The following is a 23,141-nucleotide window of genomic DNA, read 5'->3' as shown; positions in this document are numbered from 1 at the left end:
TGGCCATGCCGCTCCTGCAGCTTACCTCATGCTGCTGCGCGTGATCATACATGCGACTCTAGTCAACTTTGCCGCGCTAGATCAATGTAACGATGAATCCGTTCGTGACGGATGATTAGGTACGTTCGCCGTAGTTGGGGCGTTAGCTGGGACGTGGAAAGCGAGCAAGTGTGGATGTCTTCGAGGTGCACGAGCAGCTCGTCAAGGACTACGACGAGTTCACCACATCGTTGGTGAATGTCCGTGATCCGCGCATCGCATCCCACCTCCAGCAGGAGCGCGAAGCCCGAGTCCGCTGGCCGTACCCGTGGGTCTCGCTGAACCCGAGCTTCGCCAACGGCGGCACCATCACCGACCTGATCAGGCAGAACCTGCTTCACCCCGGCTGTGAGCGACTGTTCCGGCTCAAGCGCCATGAGAACGACCCTGGCACGACCACGATCACACTGCGTCAGCACCAGCGCGACGCGATCGAAGTCGCGTGCAACAAACTCAGCTATGTGCTCACCACCGGCACGGGATCAGGCAAGAGTCTCTCCTACATGATCCCGATCGTCGACTCCATCCTTCGTGATCCCGATCCGGGTCGGGTCAAGGCGATCGTGGTCTATCCGATGAACGCCCTGGCGAACAGTCAGATGGAGGAGCTCACTCGGTATCTCAGGTGGGGCTTGGCCAGGAACGAGGAGCCGGTCACCTTCGCCCGCTACACCGGACAGGAATCCGATGAGGACCGTGACCGGATCCTGAAGCGCAAGCCGGACATCTTGCTGACCAACTACGTCATGCTCGAATACCTGCTCACCCGGCCCGCGGAACGGCAGGGCCTGATTGATGCGGCCCAAGGACTTCGCTTCCTGGTCCTAGACGAACTGCACACTTACCGGGGGCGTCAGGGCGCTGACGTCGCTCTTCTGGTGCGGCGCCTACGTGACGCGTGTACTGCGCCCAACCTGCAGTGTGTGGGCACGTCGGCGACCATGGCGACCACCGCTACCTTCGCTGAAGCCCAGAAGGTCGTGGCCGACGTCGCGAGCCGGCTGTTCGGCACGGAAGTAACTCCCGACCGCGTCATTGGCGAAACCTTGGTCCGAGCCACGGCGGACGAGCAGCCAGATCCCGGCGAGTTGGCTGACTCCATGGACCGTGTGGGCACCGGCCGCGGCTATAACGAGCTGGGCCGAGATCCGTTGGCGATCTGGGTCGAGTCGTACTTCGGGCTTACCCGTGAGACCGGTACTCAGCGGCTGATCCGCCGCAAGCCGACGACTGTCGCCCAGGCGTCCGAGACCCTGGCTACGCTTACCGGCCGGGCGCCCGAGGAGTGCTCGAGCATCATCCAGGCCGTGCTGCAAGAAGGATCGAAAGCCAAGAACCTGGAGACGGGCCAGCCGCTGTTCGCCTTCCGGCTCCACCAGTTCCTGTCGAAGGGCGACACCGTCTACGTCAGCCTGGAACCGGAGAACCAGCGGCATATCACCAGCCAATATCAGGTGAGCGTGCCTGGGCATCGGGAGAAGAGCCTCGTCCCCCTGGCCTTCTGCCGCGAGTGTGGCCAGGAGTACCTCGTGGTCGCCAAGCGTAAGGACGGCAGTTACAGCGCCCGGCAGGAAGCCGACGTGGCCGGGGGCGAGGCCGTCAACGGCTACCTCTACATCAGCTCCGAGCACCCGTGGCCCGCCGACCCTGTGCTCGAAGGTCGCTTGCCCGACTCCTGGCTGGAGCCCGCCGCCGACGGCAGCACCCAGGTCCGCGACACCAACCGGGATTATCTGCCCAAGGAGCTCTGGCTTGGCCCGGGCGGCAGCGAGACGCCTGCCGGAGAAGGACAGCGAGCTTGGTATTTCCGCGAGCCGTTCAAGTTCTGTCTGCGGTGCCGCGTCTCGTATGAGCAGGTACGTGGGCGTGACTTCGCGAAATTGGCCACCTTCGACTCCGAAGGCCGCAGTTCGGCGATGTCGCTGATCAGCACGAGCATCGTCCGGAATCTGCGCAAGCAAGCGGAGCTGAGCGACGAAGCCCGCAAACTCCTCACGTTTGTCGACAACCGGCAAGACGCCAGCTTGCAGGCAGGTCACCTTAACGACTTTGTCCAGGTCACGCAGGTCCGGGGTGCCCTCTATCGGGCTGCGCGATCAGCAGGTGAGGAAGGACTGCAGCACGACGAAGTAGCTCAGCGCGTCGCCAAAGCTCTCGACTTGCCATTGACGGCCTTCGCGCAGAATCCCGACGTCAAGTTCGGCCAGCGCGAGCACGTACAGAAGGCCCTGCGTGGTGCTCTGTCCTATCTGATCTACGTGGATCTGGCACGTGGCTGGCGCATCACCATGCCCAACCTGGAGCAGACTGGCCTGCTTCGCTTCGACTACGTCGCGCTCGACGAGATCGCCGACGACGACGAATGGTGGGAGACGACGCACCCGGCCCTGCGTGACGACGAACCTGGGCATCGAGCCGAACTGGCGCGCATCGTTCTGGATGAGATGCGGCGCGCTCTCGCCGTGGATGTCGATCCCCTTACCGAAGAGGGTTATGAACGCCTCTGGAACCAGTCCCAGCAGCACCTGACCGGTGTCTGGGCGCTCGGCGAGCCGGAAGGCCGCGTCAAGGCGACCACAGTCTTCGCCCAGCCCGGCCGCCCCGGCGAGAGCCGTGACCGTATCAACTTCACCGGACGCTCCGCCCTCGGCCGTTACCTACGCCGCACTGCCTACCCGCGGATGAAGCTCACTGTTGACGATGCTCAACAGATCATCGGCAATCTCCTTTGGGCGTTGGAGAAGTACGGCTTGCTCGTCGAAGTGGCCAAGACCAGAGACGGCGCCCGCGGCTACCGGCTCAAGTCCTCAGAACTGATCTGGCGAGCCGGAGATGGGAAGACCGGAGCTCCCGACCCGCTCCGCAAGACCGTCGATGCCGAAGTCGGGGCGAGAGTCAACGAATTCTTTCGCGATCTCTACGCCACGGCCGCCGGGGAGCTCGTCGGCATCCACGCGGCTGAACACACCGCCCAGGTCCAGGCCGAGGTACGGCAGCAGCGGGAAAAGGACTTCCGCGACGGAGTCCCGCTTCCCCTGCTCTACTGCTCGCCCACGATGGAGCTTGGGGTGGACATCGCCACGCTCAACTCCGTGGCCATGCGTAACGTCCCGCCTACCCCGGCCAATTACGCCCAGCGTTCAGGCCGCGCCGGGCGTAGCGGGCAGCCCGCGTTGATCACGACGTACTGTTCAACAGGTAGTCCGCACGATCAGTACTACTTCCGCCGCTCTGAGCTAATGGTGGCCGGCAGTGTGCAGGCGCCCCGACTGGACCTCACCAATGAAGACCTGATCCGATCCCACGTGCACGCGATTTGGCTGGGTGAAACGCGCGCGCCGCTGCATTCGAGCATGTCTGACGTCGTGAACGTCGCAGACCCCAGACTTCCGCTGCAGGAGACCCTACGCACGCAGTTGGAGGACGAGGGAGCGATTCGCCGTGCGGTACCCAGGGCCACCCGGGTTCTGGCCGATATCCTCGGATCCGAGATTCACCGGCCTAGCTGGTGGTACGACGGCTGGATCAAGGACATGCTCAACGGCGCGGCCAAGCGCTTCGACGCCGCATGTGATCGCTGGCGAGGACTTTTCCAGGCGGCCACCGCCGAGCAGGCCGAGCAGAACCGCCGGGTGATGGATCACTCGACCTCCCCGGATGCCAAGAGGGTTGCCCAACGACGTCGTCAGCAGGCCGAGAACCAGCTCCGGCTGCTGAAGAACGAGGATTCCGACCGGCAGTTCAGCGACTTCTACACCTACCGCTATTTCGCCTCCGAAGGCTTCCTGCCGGGCTACTCCTTCCCGCGCCTCCCGCTGGCTGCCTACGTCCCAGGCACCAGGAACAAGGCGAGCTACATCCAGCGGCCACGTTTCATCGCGATCAACGAATTCGGCCCGGGCGCGCTCATCTATCACGAGGGTCAACGCTACGAGGTTGCCAAGATCCAGGTTCCGACCGGCGAGGAGGGCGAGGTCACCACGGCCGAGGCCCGAATCTGCGCCCAGTGCGGCTACTGGCATGACCGGCAGGCCGGGACTGATGTCTGCGATGAATGCGACGCTGAGCTCCCCGGGTCTCAGTCCGGGCTCATGCACCTGCAGACCGTGGAAACCATCCGCCGCCAACGCATCTCCTCTGATGAGGAGGAGCGTCGCCGCGCCGGCTTTGACCTGCTCACCACCTACCGCTTCAGCGAGCACGGTCACCATGGCCGCTTTGACGCTCAGATCCGCCGCGGTGACGACGTGATCGCCGAACTCGTCTACGGCGACACCGCCACTGTCCGCATCATCAACCAGGGACGGCGCGGCCGGAAGAACCGCAACGAGGTGGGCTACCTGCTCGATCCTTTGCGAGGCCGGTGGACCAAGGACTCGGACAAAAACAACCAGGCTCCCGAAGACGAGGGTCTGCAAGCCTTAGACAAGGCTCAGCGCGTCGTGCGCGTGGTCCCCTACGTTCAAGATCACAAGAATATTTGTGTTGTACGGCTGGCAGCCCCGGTGCGTGATGGGGTGGCGACCACCTTGCGCTACGCCTTGGAACGGGGAATCGAAGCAGAGTTCCAACTCGAAGACGTCGAGCTCCACAGCGAACCCCTGCCTGACCCCCGCAACCGGGCCCGCATGCTCTTCATCGAGAGCGCCGAGGGCGGCGCCGGCGTCCTGCGCCGCCTGCACGATGAGAAGGATGCCCTCAGCCGCGTCGCCCATCGCGCTCTGGAGATCCTCCACTTCGACCCCGAGACCGGCGAGGACAGGGACAAAGCCGAAGGCGCCCGCGAGCGGTGCGAACGCGGCTGCTACGACTGCTTGCTGTCTTACTCAAACCAGCGCTGGCACGAAGAGATCGACCGGCAGGGTGTCAAGGACCTTCTGCTAGACCTGGCTGCCTCAACCACGGAGCCTACCGAGGGGCACAAGTCCGTCGAAGAGCACGTCAACGAGCTGACGGAGTCGTCGGAAAGCGGCCTCGAGCGTGACTTCCTCGGCTTCCTTCGGGAGCACGACTACCGCCTGCCGAGTGCCGCCCAGGAGTACGTCGCTGGAGCGAAGGCTCGACCAGACTTCGTCTACCGCATCAAATCGGGGAATGTCGCGATTTTTATTGATGGACCGCACCACGATGCCACTAATGTGATCGAACGCGACATTCAAGCGGAGGATCGACTGATGGACCTGGGGTGGCTCGTCATCCGCTTCCGCTACGACAGTCAGTGGGGCGAGATCGTGAAGAAGTACTCCAGTGTCTTCGGCACCGGGCGGGGGAACAAATGACGTACGTTGCGGGATCCCTGGTCGCCGCCAGGGGACGGGAATGGGTCGTCCAGCCCGGCAGCGCCAACGACTTCCTCGTTGTCCGTCCGCTCAACGGGGACACCGACTTCGAGGCGTGCCTCTTCCTTGATGAAGTGAGTGACGCCACCTTCCCGCCGCCCTCAATTGGCGAGGTTGGTGACAGCGTCGCCACCGGCTTGCTCCGTACGGCACTGCGCATCGGTTTCACCTCCGGCGCGGGACCGTTCCGCTCCCTGGCCTCCATCGCCGTCGAACCCCGCCAGTACCAACTCGTCCCACTGCTTTTAGCAATGCGGATGGACACGGTCCGCCTGCTTATCGGCGACGACGTCGGCATCGGCAAAACCATCGAATCAGGCCTAATCGCCAAAGAGCTCTTGGAGCGTGGCGAAGCCAAGGGCCTGACCGTCCTGTGCTCCCCCGCGCTCGCCGAGCAGTGGGTCGCCGAGCTGAGAGACAAATTCGCCATCGAGGCCGCCCTGGTGTTGCCCTCCACCGTGACACGCCTGGAACGCGGCCTCCGGCTCGACGAACAGATCTTCGACCGCTACCCGATTACCGTCGTCTCCACCGACTTCATCAAGTCAGACCGCCGCTACCAGCAGTTCGTCCGCACCTGCCCCGACCTCGTCATCGTCGACGAAGCCCACACGTGCGTCTCGGCAGGATCCAGCAGCAAGAGCAGCCAGCTCCGCTTCCGCCTTCTTCAAGAGCTCGCCGATGAACCCACTCGCCACATGCTGCTGGTCACCGCCACCCCGCACAGTGGCAAGGAAGACGCCTTCCGAGACCTGATCAGCCTGCTCGACCCAGAGTTGGAAAGCGTCGACCTGGACAGCGTCAAGGGCCGCGAGCAGCTGGCCAAGCATTTCGTCCAGCGCCGCCGCCGCGACATCCGCCGCTACCTCGATGAGGAAACCCCCTTCCCGAAGGACCGTCAGGTCCGCGACGTCTCCTACGCCCTGACCGGCGAATACGCAAAACTCGCCCGCCAGGCGCTGCAATACGCCCGCGAGACCGTCCGCAAGCCCGGAGACGGCGTCCGGCAGCGGGTCTCCTGGTGGTCGGCCCTGGCGCTGCTGCGCTCGGTTGCCTCCTCACCCCGTGCCGCTGCCGCGACACTGCGCACCCGCTCCGCTCCTGACGCTGCCGAAACCGAGCCGGAAGTCGAGCAGCTCGGCCGCAACAGCGTCCTCGACCTCACCGACCAGGAGACCATCGAGGGCATCGACGCCACCGCCGGCGGCCAGACCAGTGAGAACTCCAAGGATGACCGGCTCCAGCGGTTGGCCAGGGCCTTCGAGAAGATCGAAGGTCCGGCCGACGACGCTAAACTGGCCGCGCTTATCGCAGAGATCAAGGCGCTGCTCGCCGACGGCTACGACCCGATCGTCTTCTGCCGATTCATTCCCACCGCCCAATATGTCGCCGAGCACCTGACCAAGGCACTAGGCAAGAAGGCCAACGTCCGGGCCGTCACCGGCCTTCTGCCGCCGGAAGCACGCCAGGAAGTCATCAGCGAGCTCACCGCCGAAGCCGGCCGTCACGTCCTGGTGGCCACAGACTGCCTCTCAGAGGGTGTAAACCTGCAGGAATCGTTCCAAGCCGTCATTCATTACGACCTGGCCTGGAACCCCACCCGGCACGAGCAGCGCGAAGGACGCGTCGACCGCTTCGGACAGCGCCATCAGACCGTCCGCGCCGTCACCCTCTATGGCCTCGACAACGGCATCGACGGCGTAGTGCTCGACGTGCTCATCCGCAAGCACCGCATTATCTCCCGCCAGACCGGCGTCGCCGTACCCGTTCCCACCGGTGGCGATGAGGTCATCAAGGCACTCGTCGAAGGGCTGCTTCTCCGTAACGACGAGAACCAGGATCAGCTCGACTTGGACATCGGTGTCACCAAGACCCGCGACCAGGTCCACCGAGCATGGGAGAGCGCCGCTGACCGCGAGTCCAAGGCACTCACCAAGTACGCACATTCCGGCATCAAGCTGGAAGAAGTACAGCAGGAAGTCGCCGAAATCCGCGACGCCCTGGGCACCCGCGCCGACGTGGCCCGCTTCACTCGAGACGCGCTGTCTGGCTTCGACGCGCTCATCGACGCCCGCTCCGACGGGTTCACCGCCGATATCCGTCAGCTTCCGATTCCGGTACGGCACGCGCTGGGCCTGAGTTTCGACGGTAAGACCGAGAAGCTCGTCTTCCACAACGACATCCCTGCTCCGGTCGGCGGCCACGCCCTGGTCCGGACCGACCCCATGGTCCGCGATCTGGCCCGAACCGTGCTCGATCACGCACTCGAAGGAACCGGACCGGCACGGCGCCTCGGCGTCATCCGCACGGACACAGTCACCTCCAGGACCGTGCTGCTGCTGGTCCGCTACCGCTTCCACGTCACCCTGCCGGGTCGTACCCGGCCCAAGAACCTGGTCGCCGAGGATGCCCAGATCGTGGGCTACCGCGTGGGAGCAGATGGCCGGGAATGGCTGACCGGTGATGAGATCATCGAGGTGCTGGCCGCCAAACCGGTGAACACCCTGCCCGAACTGGTTCAGCGCACCGCCGAACGGGTCCTCGGGGAGCTCGTAACCGACGCCGGCAAACTGGCCCCCGGGTTCGCCACCGAGCTGGGCGTGCGCGGCGACGCGCTCGCCGCCCGGCTTGCTGATGCCCACCAGCGAGTCCGCGGCGCGGTCGGCGCCGGGACGAGAGGACTGAAGGTGACCGCCAATCGCCCGGCCGACCTGCTCGGCGTCTATGTCTACCTGCCCGCCGGGGGTGCCCGATGAGGGGCGGATACCTTGCTGTCGACGTCCAGGGCAGCTTGATTCCCCAGGACGTGCTTTCCCGCATCGCCGCAGGAGACCGTGAGCTACCGGGAATGCGGCCGGAGGACTACTACCTCGCCGCCTCCGAACGGCTGGGCGACGCCGCCAGCCGCCACTGGGATTACCTTCTGGGCGCGTACCGCGCCTTCCGCGACAAGCTGGCCGCGCTTCCCGAATCCGACGCTGCCACCACGCTCACTCGCGAACGTTGGCTGCTTATTCTCTTCCAGGAACTCGGCTTCGGGCGGGTGCCGTTCAACCACGGCAGCATGCATGTCGGCGGCAAGGACTTCCCGATCTCCCATCTGTGGAACAGCGTGCCCATGCACCTGCTCGGCTGGCGATCTGACCTGGACAAGAGCGTTTCCGGTGTTACCAAGCGAGCGCCGCAGTCGATGCTGCAGGAATTCCTCAACCTCTCCGACGACCACCTCTGGGCTGTGCTCTCCAACGGCCGTCAGCTCCGTATCCTGCGGGACTCCACCGCGCTCGTCGGTTCCGCCTACGTTGAGTTCGATCTCGCGGCCATCTTCGAGGGCGAGCTCTACTCCGAATTCGTCGTCCTCTACACGCTTCTGCACGCCTCTCGCTTCGAGTTGATCGCTCCGGAGGAGGGCTCACCCACCTGCGCCGACTGCTGGCTGGAGAAATGGCGAGTCTTCGCCGCCGAGACCGGCATGCGCGCCCGCGACCAGCTCCGCGATGGTCTCAAGGAGGCGATGGAGGCCCTCGGCACTGGCTTCCTGGTGGCTAACCCCAAACTGCGCGAGCAGCTCAAATCCGGCGCGCTCACTCGCGACGACTTCCGCCATGAGCTCCTGCGTTTGGCCTACCAGCTCATCTTCATCTTTGTTGCCGAAGACCGGAACGCCCTGCTCGACCCATCCGCGACTACCGAGGTCCGGGATCGCTACAATACTTGGTTCTCCAGCCACCGCTTGCGCAGGCTTGCCGTGCGCCGCTCCGGCGACCGCCACAAGGATCTCTGGAAGACCGCTGTCATGGTCATCAAGGCTCTCGGCGCTGACGAGGGTCTTCCGGAACTGGGCTTACCCGGCCTCGGAGGTCTCTTCTTCCGTACGGCCGACGCCCCCGGTGTTCTGGGGGATCAGCCCTTCCCCGACCAATTACTCTGGTGTGATCTCCCCAACGAGGCGTTCCTCACTGCTATCCGGAACATGTCCACCGTCCGCGCCAAGGACGGACGACCCCGGGATGTCGACTTCCAGCACCTCGGCGCCGAGGAGCTCGGGTCGATCTACGAGTCGCTGCTGGAGCTGGTTCCGTATGCCACCTCCAACGGCAATCCTCGGTTTGAGCTGCGGGAGAAGGTCTCTGGTAATGACCGGAAGCTGACCGGCTCCTACTACACTCCGACGTCGTTGATCGAGTCGCTGCTGGACACCGCGCTCGAGCCAATCATCGACGAGCACGCCGCCTCAGGCAATCCCGAAGACCTGCTGAAGATCACTGTGTGCGATCCGGCCTGCGGGTCCGGGCACTTTCTGGTGGGTGCGGCCCGCCGCATCGCCAAGCGCTACGCCGCCATGGTCACCGGCGAAGACGAACCGGTTCCGTCCGAGGTGCGCAAAGCCATGCACAAGGTCGTCGAGAAGTGCATCTACGGCGTGGACCTCCAGCCGCAGGCCGTCGAACTCGCTCAGGTGTCGCTCTGGATCGAGTCGCTGGCACCCGGCCGGCCGCTCGCTTTCCTCGACGCCCACATCAAGGTTGGTAACGCCCTCATCGGCTCAACCCCGAGACGCATCATAGCCGGTGTTCCCGAAAGCGCCTTCAAGGCGCTGGTGGGAGATAGCGGGAGTGTCGTCGCCGACTTGAAGAAGGCCAACAAGCAGGCTCTCTCCGGTACGGTCGGCCGCGGTTCCGGCCGTTCCTCGGCCGGGATGAGCACGTTGTTCGACGACGCCGAGGTAGAGGGACTCACGGAGGCTCTGGAAGGCCGAGTCAGAGCATATGCGGATGTTCCAGTGCTCAGCGTCGCCGACGTCCGCGAGCAGGAGCGGCGCTTCCGCGAATATGACCAATCTCCCAAGCTTGCTCACGAGCGCCTGATCGCCGACGCCTGGTGCGCGGCGTTCGTCTGGCGCAAACATGAGGACGCGCCACCGGCTATCACCACCGCGACCCTCCGCAGCCTGGATCGCGGTGGCGCGCTGTCTCCCCGGCAGGAGAAAGAACTACGCAAGCTGGTCGATCAGTATCGGTTCTTCCACTGGCACCTGGAGTTCCCTGAGGTATTCGCCAGTGATGGGGAGACCAATCCCCTCACGGGGTGGCGCGGAGGTTTCACCTGTGTGCTTGGAAACCCGCCGTGGGAGAAAGTGAAGCTCTCGGAGAAGGAGTTCTTCGCCGGGCGCAACGATGAAATCGCGAACGCTGGTAACAAGAACGCACGCGACAAGCTGATCAAGGCGCTCGCGAACTCCGATGACGGCAAGGCACTCTACGAGGCGTTCACGGACGCCAAGCGCCGAGCAGAGGGCGAAAGCCACTTCCTCCGCGCGTCAGAGCGTTACCCGCTCACGGCGCGCGGCGACGTGAACACTTACGCGATCTTCTCGGAGAACAACCGGGCCGTCCTGCACCCGAAAGGCCGGCTCGGAATCATCGTGCCGACCGGCATCGCGACCGACGCCACGACGCAGTTCTTCTTCAAGGACCTTGTCATGAAGAAGTCCCTTGCCTCGCTCTACGACTTCGAGAACCGTAAGAAGATCTTCGCCCAGGTCGACAGTCGCGTGAAATTCAGCCTCCTGACCTTGGCTGGCATCCAGCGCCAGGAGGACAAGGCCGAGTTCGCGTTCTTCCTCCACGATGCCTCTCAGCTCGGAGACGAGGGCAAGCGATTCACCCTAACGCCCAAAGAGATCACCCTGCTCAACCCCAACACCGGAACCTGCCCGGTCTTCCGCACCCGCCGCGACGCCGAAATCACCCTCGGCATCTACCGCCGCGTTCCGATCCTTCTCAAGGAGGGCGACCCGGACGGCAACCCCTGGGGCATCAAGTTCATGACGATGTTCCACATGTCGAACGACTCCCACCTCTTCCGCCCTAACGAGGCGAACGGCGAGACATTGGAAACGATGCTCGCCGACGGCTGGACACTCGACGGCAACATCCTCGTCAAAGGCAAGGAGCGCTTCCTCCCGCTCTACGAGGGGAAGATGGGGCATCAATATGATCACCGTGCAGCCGAGTTCTACGGAACCGGTGATACTGATCTGCAGACCGTTGACCGTGATCCCGGGGTACGTGCTCGATCCCGTTACTGGGTAAGTGAGGCGCTTGCGGCGGAGCGGCTGGGGCGACGCCGATTCGACTGTAACTCGGCACTGCTGGGACATCGACGCGTTGCTCGTAGCACAGATGAGCGGACCGCTATAGCATCGCTGCTCCCCTGGGGTCCCGCCTCCTACGGCTGGATCGTTAGTGCTGGCCCGGCGGCTGAAGACCTCGCCGTAGTCGTAGCGGCCTATAACTCATTCGCTTACGACTTCACATTGCGAAACGCCCTTTCACAACCGTCTGTTCCTCAAGGAACATCCGAGCAGCTTCCGGTCCCAGCACCCACAGTATTTGCGAAACAGGCGCCATGGTCAGGTGAGGACTCTGTCGGGGATTGGGTCAGGTTCCGAACACTGGAACTTGCCTACAGCGCTTCCGATATGGAGCCATTCGCACGGGATCTCGGAGATGTGGGCGGACCGTTTGTCTGGGATGAGCAGAGGCGGGCGTCCATTCGGGCCGAGCTCGATGCCGCGTTCTTCCACCTCTACGGCGTCACTCGCCACGACGTCGACTACATCTTGGGCACCTTCCCCATCGTCAAGCGAAAGGACGAGGCCAAGTACGGCGAATACCGCACCAAACGCCTCATCCTCGAGCTCTACGACGCCATGCAAGACGCCGTTAATGAGCGTAAGCCGTACCAGACCCCGCTCAATCCGCCTCCTGGTCATGGCCCTCGCCATCCGGCCAAGCCTTCCGTGTGAGGGCGTACGAGGAGATGAGCAGGACCACCCCCGGATCCGCCTTGTCGCGAGGGCTGGCAGGCCGTACTGATCTGGATCAGTACAAACACAGCAAGCGCCTACTCTTTGCGGCACAGGTGATCTTAGGAATCGACGACATCCACGTGGTCGCGAAAGATGCGTTGACTGACGGATCGGGCGACCGCTCGTGTGACTTCCTCTATGTGGATCGCGACTCGGCCACAATCCTCCTCGCTCAGGCATATGAGGCAACGGTCAAGCAAGAGGTGGCCGCCAAGAAGGTCCACAGCCTTTATGAAGCGGTCGACTGGGTACTGTCGCAGCAACTTCGTGGTCTCCCAATGGTTCTGGAATCCGCCATCGAGCAGGCGAGGGCGGCTCTTCGCGATGGCGAGATTCGGCATTTCAAGATCTGGTTCGTCCACAATCTCAAGAATCAACCACAGATTCATGAGGCCCTGAATGGGGCTGGCGAAGCAGCAAGGAACGCCCTCGACGCCCGGTTCAAGGATGTTGCCGATAATGTTGTGGTGGAGGTCCTGGAAGTCTCGGACGAGTGCCTTTCCGAATGGTATGCAGGCTACGCATCGGTGATCGATGTCAAGGACGATTTGGTCCTCCCCTGGAAGGGTGGGCAACGAATCGTTGGGCCCGGCTGGGAGGCGGCCCAGACCGTAGTTCCGCTGAAGTGGTTAGCCGATCAGTTCTGGGCCTTTCGTCAGCGTCTTTTCTCCGCCAATGTTCGGGACTACCTAGGGCGAATGAACTCCCCCAATAACATCAATCAGGGCATCAGGACGACTCTGGAAGAGGAGCCGGAGAACTTCTTCGTTTACAACAACGGAGTCACCGCACTCACGGAAGAGTTTGAGATCATTCGGGGCCTGGATGACGAAGAGCTCTTGATCCTCAAAGGACTCTCTATTGTAAATGGAGCACAGACGACAGGCGTGCTCCAAGGGTCGGACGGACTCGCACTGGATGACGCGCAGGTTAGCATTAGATTTATCATGTGCGAGAATCGCCAGATCATTAACAAGATTATCAGATTCAACAACCGCCAGAACAGTGTTTCAATCGGGGATTATCGAAGCAATGATCCCGTCCAGGGCCGTCTAGCCAAGGAATTCAAGGCCCTTGGGATAAGGACTTACAGGAAGATCCGTCGAGGCGGCAGTCGTGATGCGATTCGCCGAACTGATCCGGCCGCAATCCTCGCCACGTATGCAGCACGCGCCCTAGTAGCATTTCATGGCGATCCGGTCATTGCTCACTTTAATCCAGCATGGATCTGGGAAGAAAAGTCCATGTATCGGCGCTATTTCTGTGAAGATTTGTCTGCCCGTCACCTCATTATTTGCTGGGGGCTAGCCAAATCGCTGGAAAGACTGAAGCAGGGCCTTCGGGCAGCGGCGAAGCTTTCAGATGGCCGGCGTAAGCAACTCGACTTTCTCGACCGCCAAGGTTCAATCTGGCTCGCAACGTCGGCCATTGCGGCATGTAGCGATGACCTGGCTCCAGGCCTTAAGTCAAGTAAATTCGATTTAGAGTTAGCCGATCCCGCCAATGGCGAGTTAGCGATTGCTTTATGGGATCCTATCGTCCAAAAAGTGATTCCTTATGCCCCGACGTGTCTAGAGGCACTTCTCAGCAAGGGAGGTCGCTGGAAGGATGCTGATCTCAATGAAGCGATCCATACCTTTCGGGCGGCAGTTGCCCCGATGCTGGAGAGTGAAGATAACCTTCGAGATTCGTTTGCGCACGCTGTTCGCGTCCGAGCCCGCCGATGAGATCGACACCCACTGACGGCGTCCAGGCCGGCCGGACCCTCGTGTCGATCCCGACCTCCGCCGCCGTCTTTCGAACTGTTCGATTCTCCGGATGTCGCGGGGTATCGTGGGATCCACGGGTAAAACTCAGAGGATCTCGAAGCCCTCGGGATCTGGGCGGAGTGTGAGACGCCGCTGGTTCGGATCCAGTTGCCCGGTTACTCGGATCAGCCGGTCCTGCTGCTGCGCGTGGAAGGCCCGCTGGTAGTTACCTCGGCTGAGGGCAACCCAGATGGAGCGACGGGTCCGAATCCCGGCGCTGACCAGATCGCCGAGGATTTTGACGCGCCACTCGTTGCCGGGATCCGGGTGAAGGGTCTTGACCTCACCGGTGATGGTCGCCCTACCCGTTTTGGAAACTCGTTCCAACTCCTTGCCGGCGGTTGCGATGGCACGGGCCATTTGTTCGGTGAAGTGCAGCGGAGCCGGACTGAGGTTGGCCGGTTCGGCGCGGGCCCAGCCGAAGGTGATCGTGAAGGGTCTGGTACTGCTGAGTTGCGCCAGGGCAGTGCACAGATTGGCGGAGACGCCCTCCTCCACGTGATCGTCGAATGCTTCGGGTTGGAATGAGGTGGCGGCAGCGTGTGCGGCGTGTAACGCCTTATGGAGGGTAACCATGACGTCGCGGCCCGCAAGTTCGTCGTTCCATGAGATGGCCGTGGAGCGGGACGGTGGCTGAGTGATGGGGATTCGGGCGTCGAAGATGTAGCTGCCAGGTCGCGTGGTGCCGAGCCGTACTCGACCGAGAAAGGTGTCGATCTGCCGGGATCGCGGGCCCGTGAAGAGCAGACGGGGGCCTGTTTCGACGGTTTGGGCGGCGGTTCGCAGGAGATCGTGAATGCCTTGGAGCGCGCGGAGCCCTTCGGGAAGTGGAATGGTTCCGGAAGGCGTCTCGGGTTCGAGTTGGAAGCTCGGGGTATCGATGGCGGGTTCGGTGATGTCGAGCAGAACCTCGCGTTCGGGGCGGTCCTCAAGCTTGGCTAGTTTGCGCAAGGCCATGACGAGGAGTTCCTCATCGTCGGCGTACTCGGTGTCATCGCGGTGAGCGGGGACGAGCAGGCGGCCGGAGGAACCCAAGGTCCATACCATGGCACCGCGCCAGGAGCCTTCGTGCTGCCACCCCCGGCTGGCGAGGTAGCCGGTCAGTTCGGCCTGGCCAATGGTGGGTGCCTGTTCGTTCATGGCGACTCCACCGTGCGCAGGGGGTCGAACAGTTGGATCAGGCTCTCCACGGTGAGCAAGTTGGTGGTGGGGATCGACACCATGACGGGCCTCTTGCTGCTGGGGTCGGGGATCTTCGTCTTGTCAGCGAGGGAAACCCAGTATGCGGCGTGGGCGAGGGTGAGCGCAGTGGGGTCGACGCTCGCGTAGCTACCGCTTTCGGGCGGAACGATGACGACGAACAGGAAGCGGGGAATGGTCCGCTTGCCAGTCAGCAGGTTGAAGCGCTTTTCGTCCATCCTACCGTACTGCCAGCAGCCGTTACGCTGTTTGGGCGTGGACCAAGTTTTGACCTGGGCTTCCATGCGGGGGAAGTCGTCTTCGATCTCACTGGGCAAGCCAATCTGAAGGTCGACGCCAGTGCAGTCGGGGATGGGTTTATAAGCCTGGAGGCCAGCGGCGGAGGCGAGGACCTGGATGAAGCACTCGCCATACCAGCCCTGGTGGTTGTACCTGTCTAGGTACGTCTGACCGTCCAGGGCAGCCCTCCACAATGCGGCGACTTGTCGCTATGATCCATATCATAGAGTACAAGCCTTTGATGCTTCTTGAAAGATTCAGGGAACTGGACAAGTAGCCCGAAGTGGGATGTAACGAATACTTGGCGCGAAACGATCAGATGGCCGTGGCTACTTGGAGTGAAATCACGGCGCGCACCCTATTGGTTGGGTCTCAGATTTTGGCGGGACACCCGGAGGGACTACGGCCGAGCGAGTTGTGGACGGCCATCGAGGCGCGTATTCCCGATCTCGAAGAGCAGTGGGAGCTGTCTGAGTCGTCCGGTTCTACCTCGCCCTTGCAGTATTTCCGCCTCAGCAGTATCGAGCTGGTCAAGGCAGGTTGGCTGACTCGCAGCAACAAGCGCTGGTTCCTGACTTCGCTGGGCCGGCAGGCGTTGGCGAAGTACACCAGCCCCGAGCTGTTTCACCAGGCCTATCGCGCTGCTTACGGCTACGCCCAGAAGCACAAGGCCGAGTTCGAACGGGCTGAACGCATCACGGAAGCCGTACCGGAGGGAGCTTGGATCGCAGGGCGGGATCTTGCCCAGCAGACCGGGCTCGATGAAGAGAAGTTGCTGGCGTGGCTGCAAGGGGAGCGCCCCGAGGGGTGGCACCGGGTGCTCGATTCCGATGGCGGCATTCCCGACGCCGTCCATGCGGATGAGAGGTTTCGGCATCAGTGGACCGAACTGCTCGAGGAGGACGGGCTTCGTGTCGTGCTGGGGATGGTCCAGTCCGAGCGGCGCATCCTCGGCTTTGACCTCCACCATCTTCTCCATGACGACGGTAGTGCAGACGCGGAGGACCGGCCTCGGCGGGCGTGGTTGGTCCGAGGGTCGAACGTGCAGGGGACCAGCCTGATGGCGGACTGGCTGGCCGATGGGTACTGTTCGCTGGCCGCCTCCAAACTCCGGGAGCTACCGCCCGGCGCGCCGCAGGAAGCGATCCGTGCGGCGGTTGACGAGGACTACGCCCACGGCTCCTTCAACGACCGGCAGAAGAAGACCAGTGAGTTCTACACATTCCTCACCCGGATGCGCGAGGACGACATCGTCCTCAGCAACGACGGCGGCAAAATCTACATCGGCTACGTCCGCGGTGGGCCGGGCTTCCGCGCCAGCGTGGGCAATCGCGCTAACCTGCAACGTCCGGTCGAGTGGATCAACGCTGACAAGCCGCTGGACTTCGCTGACGATCTGCCCGACGAGATCTCCGCGAAGCTCGCCACGCAGCACGACGTGCTCGATCTGACAGAGTTCCTGGAAGATTTGGAGGCTCTCGTCGAGCCTCGCCCGGCGCGGGCTTCGGCACGCGAGTTCGTGCTGCCCGACGCGACCGAGGCGGTGGCTCGCGAACTTCTCGTCGACGAGGACTGGGTGCAGGAGTGCGTGGAGCTACTCAAAGATCGGCCACAGCTGATCCTCTATGGTCCACCGGGGACAGGCAAGACCTACATCGCGCAGCACCTTGCCCAACATCTGGTGGGCGGCAGACCGGAGAACGTCAAGCTTGTCCAGTTTCACCCCGCCTACTCCTACGAGGACTTCTTCGAGGGCTTCCGCCCCGTTCAGACGTCCGACGGCCAGGGAGTCGTCTTCAAGCCACTGCCCGGGCCGCTGCTCCGGCTTGTGGACGCGGCCAGACAGCACCCCGAAGAGCCGCACATCCTGGTCATCGATGAGATCAACCGGGGCAACCTCGCGAAGATCTTCGGCGAGTTGTACTTCCTGCTGGAGTACCGCGACAAGGCCATCGACCTGCTGTACTCCTCCGCTGAGGAGACTGGGCAGCCATTCACGCTGCCCAAGAACCTGCTGATCATCGGCACCATGAACACGGCGGACCGCTCCATCGCTCTGGTCGATGCCGCGATGCGCCGCCGCTTCGCGTTCGTCGAACTCCACCCTGAGACTCAGCCCACCTCCCAGGTGCTGCGGCGCTGGCTGGCCGCCAAGGAGCTCCCCGATGACGCAGCCCGGCTACTGGAGGAGCTGAACGCTCGAATCGAGGACCGTGACTTCAAGATCGGTCCTTCCTACCTCATGCGACCGGGTATCCACAACGACCCGGCCGGGTTCGCTCGAGTATGGCGGACGCAGATTCTGCCGCTGCTTGAGGAGCACCACTACGGCGACGGCATCGACGTCCACCAGCGCTACGGCCTCGACGTCCTTCGACACAAGCTGGGTCTGAAGTGATCGATATTGTCGAGGGAGCGTCCCCTCGGGAATTCGGCCTTTCACCCGAGCAGGCGTCGGCGTTGGCCGCCTCCAAAGTGATCCAGGTGACGCCCGGGCCACGTAGCGGATTGTGGCGGGTCCGGGACAACGGCTACGTTGGGGCGGCTGTCATCGGTGATCTCCCGATCCGGATCACGCCGAAGACGCCTGTCGATCGAGTGTTCTTCCTGCTCGGCTACGCCCAGCACCCACTCCACTGGCGACAGGAAGAAGTCAACGCCGGCGAGCATCGTGACCTGCTGCCGGCTCTGGCCCACGCCTACGCCCGAGCCGCAGACCGTGCGCTTCGGCAAGGGGTGCTCCAGGGGTATCTGGAACTGGAGGAAGCGCTGCCGGTGGTTCGCGGGCGGATCCGCGAGGCCGACCAGGTCCGGCGCCGCTACGGACTGCCGTTGCCCATTGAAGTCCGCTACGACGATTTCACCGTGGACATCGCCGAGAACCAGCTCCTGCTCGCTGCCGCCACCCGGCTGCTCCGTCTCCCTGGCCTTGCCGTATCGACTCGGAAGATGCTCCGGCACATGATCACCCGGTTGGCCGGGGTGTCGGCGCTCGTCCCCGGCCGCCCGCTCTCGGGATGGCGGCCCAGCCGCTTGAACAGCCGGTACCACACCGCGCTCAGCCTGGCCGAGCTGGTGTTACGCGGCGCGTCGTACGAGCTAGACGATGGTACGACCGTACGCGTGGATGGACTTCTCCTGGAGATGTGGCGGGTCTTCGAGGACTTCGTGACGGTGGCGCTCGCAGAAGCCTTCCGCACGTATGGCGGGCGTAGCGTTCTTCAGGACACGGGGCACCACCTTGACCACGACCGGCGGGTGCGCCTCAGGCCGGATCTCGTCCATTATAGGATCGGCGTCGATGGGGCCGAACGGCCCAACGCGGTCGTGGACAGCAAATACAAGATTGCGAAGGGGCCGGACGGCCACAGCAGCGACCTCTACCAGATGCTCGCCTACTGCACTGTCCTCGGCCTGGACCAAGGGCATCTGGTTTACGCCAAAGGCGACGCGGAGCCGTACCGGCATGTCATTCATGGAGCAGGCATCGAAATTATGCAGCATGCCCTGGACCTGACGCTGTCACCCACCGCACTGCTGGAGGCGGTTCGTGAACTGGCCGCATCTATCGTTCGATACGGTGGCAACCGTGAGCTCGTATCTGCTGATCCTTGGTGAACGCGAGGCTGTGGCTTGGGTGTTGCGGGAGTCACGGATGGCCTTTCCGCCACGGAGCCGTGCCGAAGTGACCCGCCTCAAGGTTGGGGACGAGCTTTTTGTGCTTACGACTCGCGGTTGTTGGCATAACCCCGGCCGCGATCGAACTCGGGTCATCGGCCGGGCAACCGTTACCACACCCGTCAAGGGCTATGACGAACCGGTGACGATCGCCGGTCGCGACTTCACGCGTGGCTGCGATATCCGGATTAGGCGCCTCGCACCCTACCTACGAGGTCTGGATGTGGTCAGCCTAGTCCCGCAGCTCAACGCATTCCCAGACAAGCGCGCCGGTGCGTGGTCGATCCGGCTCCGGCGCCCGTTGCTCGAACTGCCAGAGGAAGACGCTTCGCTGCTCGACGACCACCTCCGAGCTCTCGCACGGGAGCCCGATGAGGTGATTCCAGAGTATCTCGAAAAGATCAAGCCTGTGGCTGCCGTTCCCGCAAGAGCTGAGAGTCCTGAACACCGCCAAGGTAAGTAATCTGTGAAGCCGCTGGCGCCGTTGGAGACACCGAGCAGGACGGCGGCAGCGATCTCGTGAGGCCAGGTGAGGCGTACGGTCCCCCATAGCAGGGCGTTCGCCCATCCCGCAGCGGCATCCGGCTACCATCGTCGATTGCGTGCGAGCAGATGCCATGACGCCGCGGCGGGACAGGCGCGGGATGATCAAAGAAGCGATACGGGCCATGCAGGACGTTTACGCAGGTCAACACAGGTTATCGGGCTGCTCTACCCTCGCTCTCCTAAGCAGGTGCCACAGGTTCGAATCCTGCCGGCGGCACAAAGTATCATCCTCCACCAGGCAAACAGGCCTCTGACCGGGGGCAGACCGTCGGTCAGGGGACTCCTCCTGCTTGCCAGCTCAGGGTGCATGATGGCCGGGTAACGGTCAGTTTCACGGGTCATGTGGCCACCGTGGGCGCAGCGGTGATGCTGGCCAGCGGAGCTTTCCGGCATGCTGATCGCCTCGCAGCTCAGCCCGCCCAGCTGCGACCTCGTCGCAGCCGTTGCGCAGCTTCCGCGAGCGATCTGCGTCTGCAATCCATCCCCGTAACGGCACGACTGGCGTCATTTCATGACGCCACACCTGTGACCAGGCCGAACTCGTACATCGCTCCCGTGGACGCAACTGGGACCGTCTCGCAGCAGATTACCTCCAGACCGAGACCCCCGTACCTTCGGCCACCGACCAGCTGCTTTCGCGCAGCGTCACGGATCTGCCGAATGTCTGCTTCTGGTCAGCGTAGATCTTGCCTCCAAGAGGGGACCCAGAGTGTAAGAATCATGGAGGTTGAGCACCTTCCCCTGTAGGCACCCCCGTATCAGCGCCTCCCCCCGAGGAACCATGAAAGCAGACACTCGCACCCCAGCCGAAATCTTCGCTAGCCCTATCCGATACCTGATCCCTCTATTCCAGCGCCCTTATGTCTGGAACAAGGCCGACCAGTGGGAGCCTCTGTGGGACGACGTGCGCGCCGTCGCCGAGCAAGTGCTAAATACTAAGGACTCGCTTTACGGAGGATCTCCGATACCTCCACACTTTCTCGGCGCGATCGTCCTGGAACAGCAGCTGACGCCGACCGCCTTTATACCCGTACGACATGTCATCGACGGGCAACAGCGTTTGACGACCCTGCAAATCCTCCTGGATGCCGCGCAGCTCGTGGCGGAGCAACATGGCTCGGCCATCGATGGAAAAGCTCTAGAAGCACTCGTCCTCAACAACAGGGACTTGGTACAGCAACCCGACGAAATCTTCAAGGTATGGCCGACCGATCGTGATCAGGACGCATTCCGCGCCGTCATGGACAACGAGCGAGAGGTGACAGGTGAGCTTGCCAGCAGCAGTATCGCGGCGGCGCACGTGTATTTCATGGAGGAAATCAATGAGTGGGCGGATCCGGACGGCGACCCGGACAAGTGCAAGCGCAGGATCACTGCACTAACGCATGCGCTCCGGAGCTACCTCAGGCTGGTCGTCATCGATCTCGAACCTGGTGACAACGCACAGGTCATCTTCGAGACCCTGAATTACCGTGGCACACCACTTCTGGCCGCCGATCTGATCAAAAACATGGTCTTCCAGCTGGCTACGGCTCAGAATGAGGATCTGGAGGGCCTCTACAAAAAGTACTGGAAACCGTTTGACTCCAACCACTGGCGTCGTGCTGTACGGCAGGGACGGCTCTATAGGCCTTATGTCGACATCTTCATTAACTACTGGCTGACTATGCGGCGGCTCCGTGACATACCTGCCGATCGCGTCTTCACCGAGTTCCGCGATCACATCCGCACCTCAGAACTCGCGGCTTGGGAGGTCATGCGGGATCTCGCCGCCGATGCACAGGTATACGCGGAGCTTGAACACCTCCCTTGGGACTCGCCCGAAGGCACTTTCTACTATCGCGTCATCAACGTCATGGAGGCCTCAGTCGTTGGACCATTCCTATTGTGGATCCTGCGGTGGCCAGAGAAGCGAATGCCGATCGAGCAGCGTCTCAAGGCACTGCGTGCGATGGAGAGCTGGCTTGTTCGCCGCATGCTCTGCAAGTTGACGACTAAGAACTACAACCGCATCATTGTCGAGCTTCTCCAAGCGCTGGACCGCAACGGACCAGAGGTCGCAGGAGACATCACGGAGGCCTTCTTCGCGAGGGGTACAGCCACCGCCGGTTACTGGCCTTCCGACCAAGAAGTCATTGAGGCCGTTCAGACGGTCAAGGTGTACAAGGACCTTACCCGCACTCGCCTTCGTATGGTGCTCGAAGCCCTGGAGGACGACGCCAGAGGAAAGTGGTCAGAACATGAGCACTGCCCACGCGGATGCCTCACAATCGAGCACGTCATGCCGCAGAGCTGGGGTGAGCACTGGGACAGCGGCGTCGCCGATCACCCTGCTCGCCAACGCCGTGACCACCTCGTCCAGACGCTGGGGAATCTGACCCTCGTCAATGACCGTCTCAATCCCAAGCTCTCGAACCGACCATGGACCGACGGAGAGGTTGAGGCGCAAGCTCTCTCCGACCCGGTCCCGACCATCGGCAAGCGAACTCTGCTCCTCAAGCATGCAACCCTGAAGCTCAACGCCGAGATAGTAGCGGCCCACCCGGACACGTGGACCGATGAAGCCATCACTACTCGTTCTGCTGCACTGGGACAGCGCCTCACCATCATCTGGCCGCGACCGTAGCGAGACCGTGGGCAGACGGGAAATACACGGGATGTTAGGCACGAGAGGCACGCCTCACAGTGCATTTGTACAGGTTGAGTCTAGTGACCGGACAGTTTCACAACCGCTGTCCGACAGCGGGGTCGGGTCATTTCGGCACCTGGACCGACCAGCCGTGCCGGTGGAGCAGCTTGCCCATGCCTTCGATGGTGTAGCCAATATGCAACAGCCCCTCGCTCAGTCTCATAACCCAGCCCAGCGTTCAGCACTGATCCTCGTCGTATCCTCAGGCCAGCGGCTCTTGGACAGCAGCGCCTGGGTCCCGCCTTCCCACCAGGCCTTGCGCCAGCGGGTCACCGATCGCTCGTGCACCCGTAACCGCGCAGGGACCGTCTTGGTCGATTCGCCGGCCTCGAACCACTCGGCCGCCTGCAGCCGTACACGCTCCCGTCCGGGTGGGGGATCCAGGTGTTGGTGCTGGACCAGCGGCCGGCCCGCGGCCAGGGCGGGCACATCGCTCTGCCAGCAGCGCGATGTGCCCGACATCTGGGCTGCCGCGGGCGCGGGCAAGATCGCCGAGGAGGGCCTGGCGTGGACCACCGCCCGCGCTCCACGGCGTGTACCCACCCCTTCGCCCATACCGCATGGCACGGTCGTACCGCACCGAAAACGATTCGTCACGACTCGAAGACTGCACGCATTCAGCCTGTGGAGCCCGGCTCCAACTCGGTGCCGCAGCGGAGGAGAGGACGAGGCCGCTAATCCTGGACTCG

General features: G+C 62.8%; 12 protein-coding genes. 8 read left to right on the top strand and 4 right to left on the bottom strand.

Translation table 11 applies throughout. The features are described 5' to 3' along the window. Positions 1 to 170 precede the first annotated feature (170 nt). Genes FR742_RS00170 through FR742_RS00155 form a run of 4 tightly spaced genes read left to right on the top strand, consistent with a single transcriptional unit; the run spans position 171 to position 13,979 of the window. Positions 171 to 5,318 carry a DEAD/DEAH box helicase gene (locus FR742_RS00170; RefSeq protein WP_148029015.1) on the top strand — a complete coding sequence of 1,716 codons (5,148 nt, stop codon included), beginning with the start codon at positions 171 to 173 and terminating at the stop codon, positions 5,316 to 5,318. Then, positions 5,315 to 8,134: a helicase-related protein gene (locus FR742_RS00165; RefSeq protein ID WP_148029014.1), complete on the top strand. Its 2,820-nt coding sequence runs from the start codon at positions 5,315 to 5,317 to the stop codon at positions 8,132 to 8,134. Before FR742_RS00170 ends, FR742_RS00165 begins: the two co-directional genes overlap by 4 nt. Further along, positions 8,131 to 12,189, top strand: coding sequence for an Eco57I restriction-modification methylase domain-containing protein (locus FR742_RS00160; protein ID WP_148029013.1), 4,059 nt, complete (start codon positions 8,131 to 8,133; stop codon positions 12,187 to 12,189). The genes FR742_RS00165 and FR742_RS00160 overlap by 4 nt, the downstream gene beginning before the upstream one ends. 14 nt (positions 12,190 to 12,203) lie before the next feature. Then, positions 12,204 to 13,979, top strand: coding sequence for an AIPR family protein (locus FR742_RS00155; RefSeq protein ID WP_148029012.1), 1,776 nt, complete (start codon positions 12,204 to 12,206; stop codon positions 13,977 to 13,979). 126 nt (positions 13,980 to 14,105) lie between these two features. Here FR742_RS00155 and FR742_RS00150 read toward each other — a convergent pair whose 3' ends face one another. Further along, on the bottom strand, positions 14,106 to 15,200 hold the full coding sequence (locus FR742_RS00150; protein ID WP_148029011.1) for a hypothetical protein: 1,095 nt from the start codon (positions 15,198 to 15,200) through the stop codon (positions 14,106 to 14,108). Next, a complete protein-coding gene (locus FR742_RS00145) occupies positions 15,197 to 15,733 on the bottom strand; it encodes a DUF4365 domain-containing protein (RefSeq protein ID WP_148029010.1) in 537 nt (178 codons plus the stop codon). Before FR742_RS00145 ends, FR742_RS00150 begins: the two co-directional genes overlap by 4 nt. Before the next feature lie 221 nt (positions 15,734 to 15,954). Between FR742_RS00145 and FR742_RS00140 the strand changes: the two genes are divergently transcribed. The 4 genes from FR742_RS00140 (at position 15,955) to FR742_RS00125 (ending at position 22,389) form a co-directional block, all read left to right on the top strand. Next, a complete protein-coding gene (locus FR742_RS00140) occupies positions 15,955 to 17,937 on the top strand; it encodes an AAA family ATPase (protein WP_187280918.1) in 1,983 nt (660 codons plus the stop codon). Further along, positions 17,934 to 19,157: an McrC family protein gene (locus tag FR742_RS00135; protein WP_148029008.1), complete on the top strand. Its 1,224-nt coding sequence runs from the start codon at positions 17,934 to 17,936 to the stop codon at positions 19,155 to 19,157. The genes FR742_RS00140 and FR742_RS00135 overlap by 4 nt, the downstream gene beginning before the upstream one ends. Further along, the gene (locus FR742_RS00130) at positions 19,129 to 19,680 is read left to right on the top strand and encodes a hypothetical protein (RefSeq protein WP_261808283.1); all 552 of its coding nucleotides are present in this window, start codon (positions 19,129 to 19,131) and stop codon (positions 19,678 to 19,680) included. Before FR742_RS00135 ends, FR742_RS00130 begins: the two co-directional genes overlap by 29 nt. A gap of 864 nt (positions 19,681 to 20,544) precedes the next feature. After that, positions 20,545 to 22,389: a DUF262 domain-containing protein gene (locus FR742_RS00125; RefSeq protein WP_148029006.1), complete on the top strand. Its 1,845-nt coding sequence runs from the start codon at positions 20,545 to 20,547 to the stop codon at positions 22,387 to 22,389. Positions 22,390 to 22,516: 127 nt separating this feature from the next. Here the strand turns inward: FR742_RS00125 and FR742_RS46475 are convergent, their stop codons facing one another. Continuing rightward, a complete protein-coding gene (locus tag FR742_RS46475) occupies positions 22,517 to 22,615 on the bottom strand; it encodes a winged helix-turn-helix domain-containing protein (protein WP_148029005.1) in 99 nt (32 codons plus the stop codon). After that, positions 22,612 to 22,914: a helix-turn-helix domain-containing protein gene (locus FR742_RS46470; RefSeq protein WP_222708804.1), complete on the bottom strand. Its 303-nt coding sequence runs from the start codon at positions 22,912 to 22,914 to the stop codon at positions 22,612 to 22,614. The genes FR742_RS46475 and FR742_RS46470 overlap by 4 nt, the downstream gene beginning before the upstream one ends. Positions 22,915 to 23,141: the final 227 nt, after the last annotated feature.

This window comes from Nonomuraea sp. C10, assembly GCF_008017515.1.
In the GTDB taxonomy this organism is placed as follows: Bacteria; Actinomycetota; Actinomycetes; order Streptosporangiales; family Streptosporangiaceae; genus Nonomuraea; species Nonomuraea ferruginea.
This window is presented reverse-complemented; position numbering and strand designations above follow the sequence as displayed.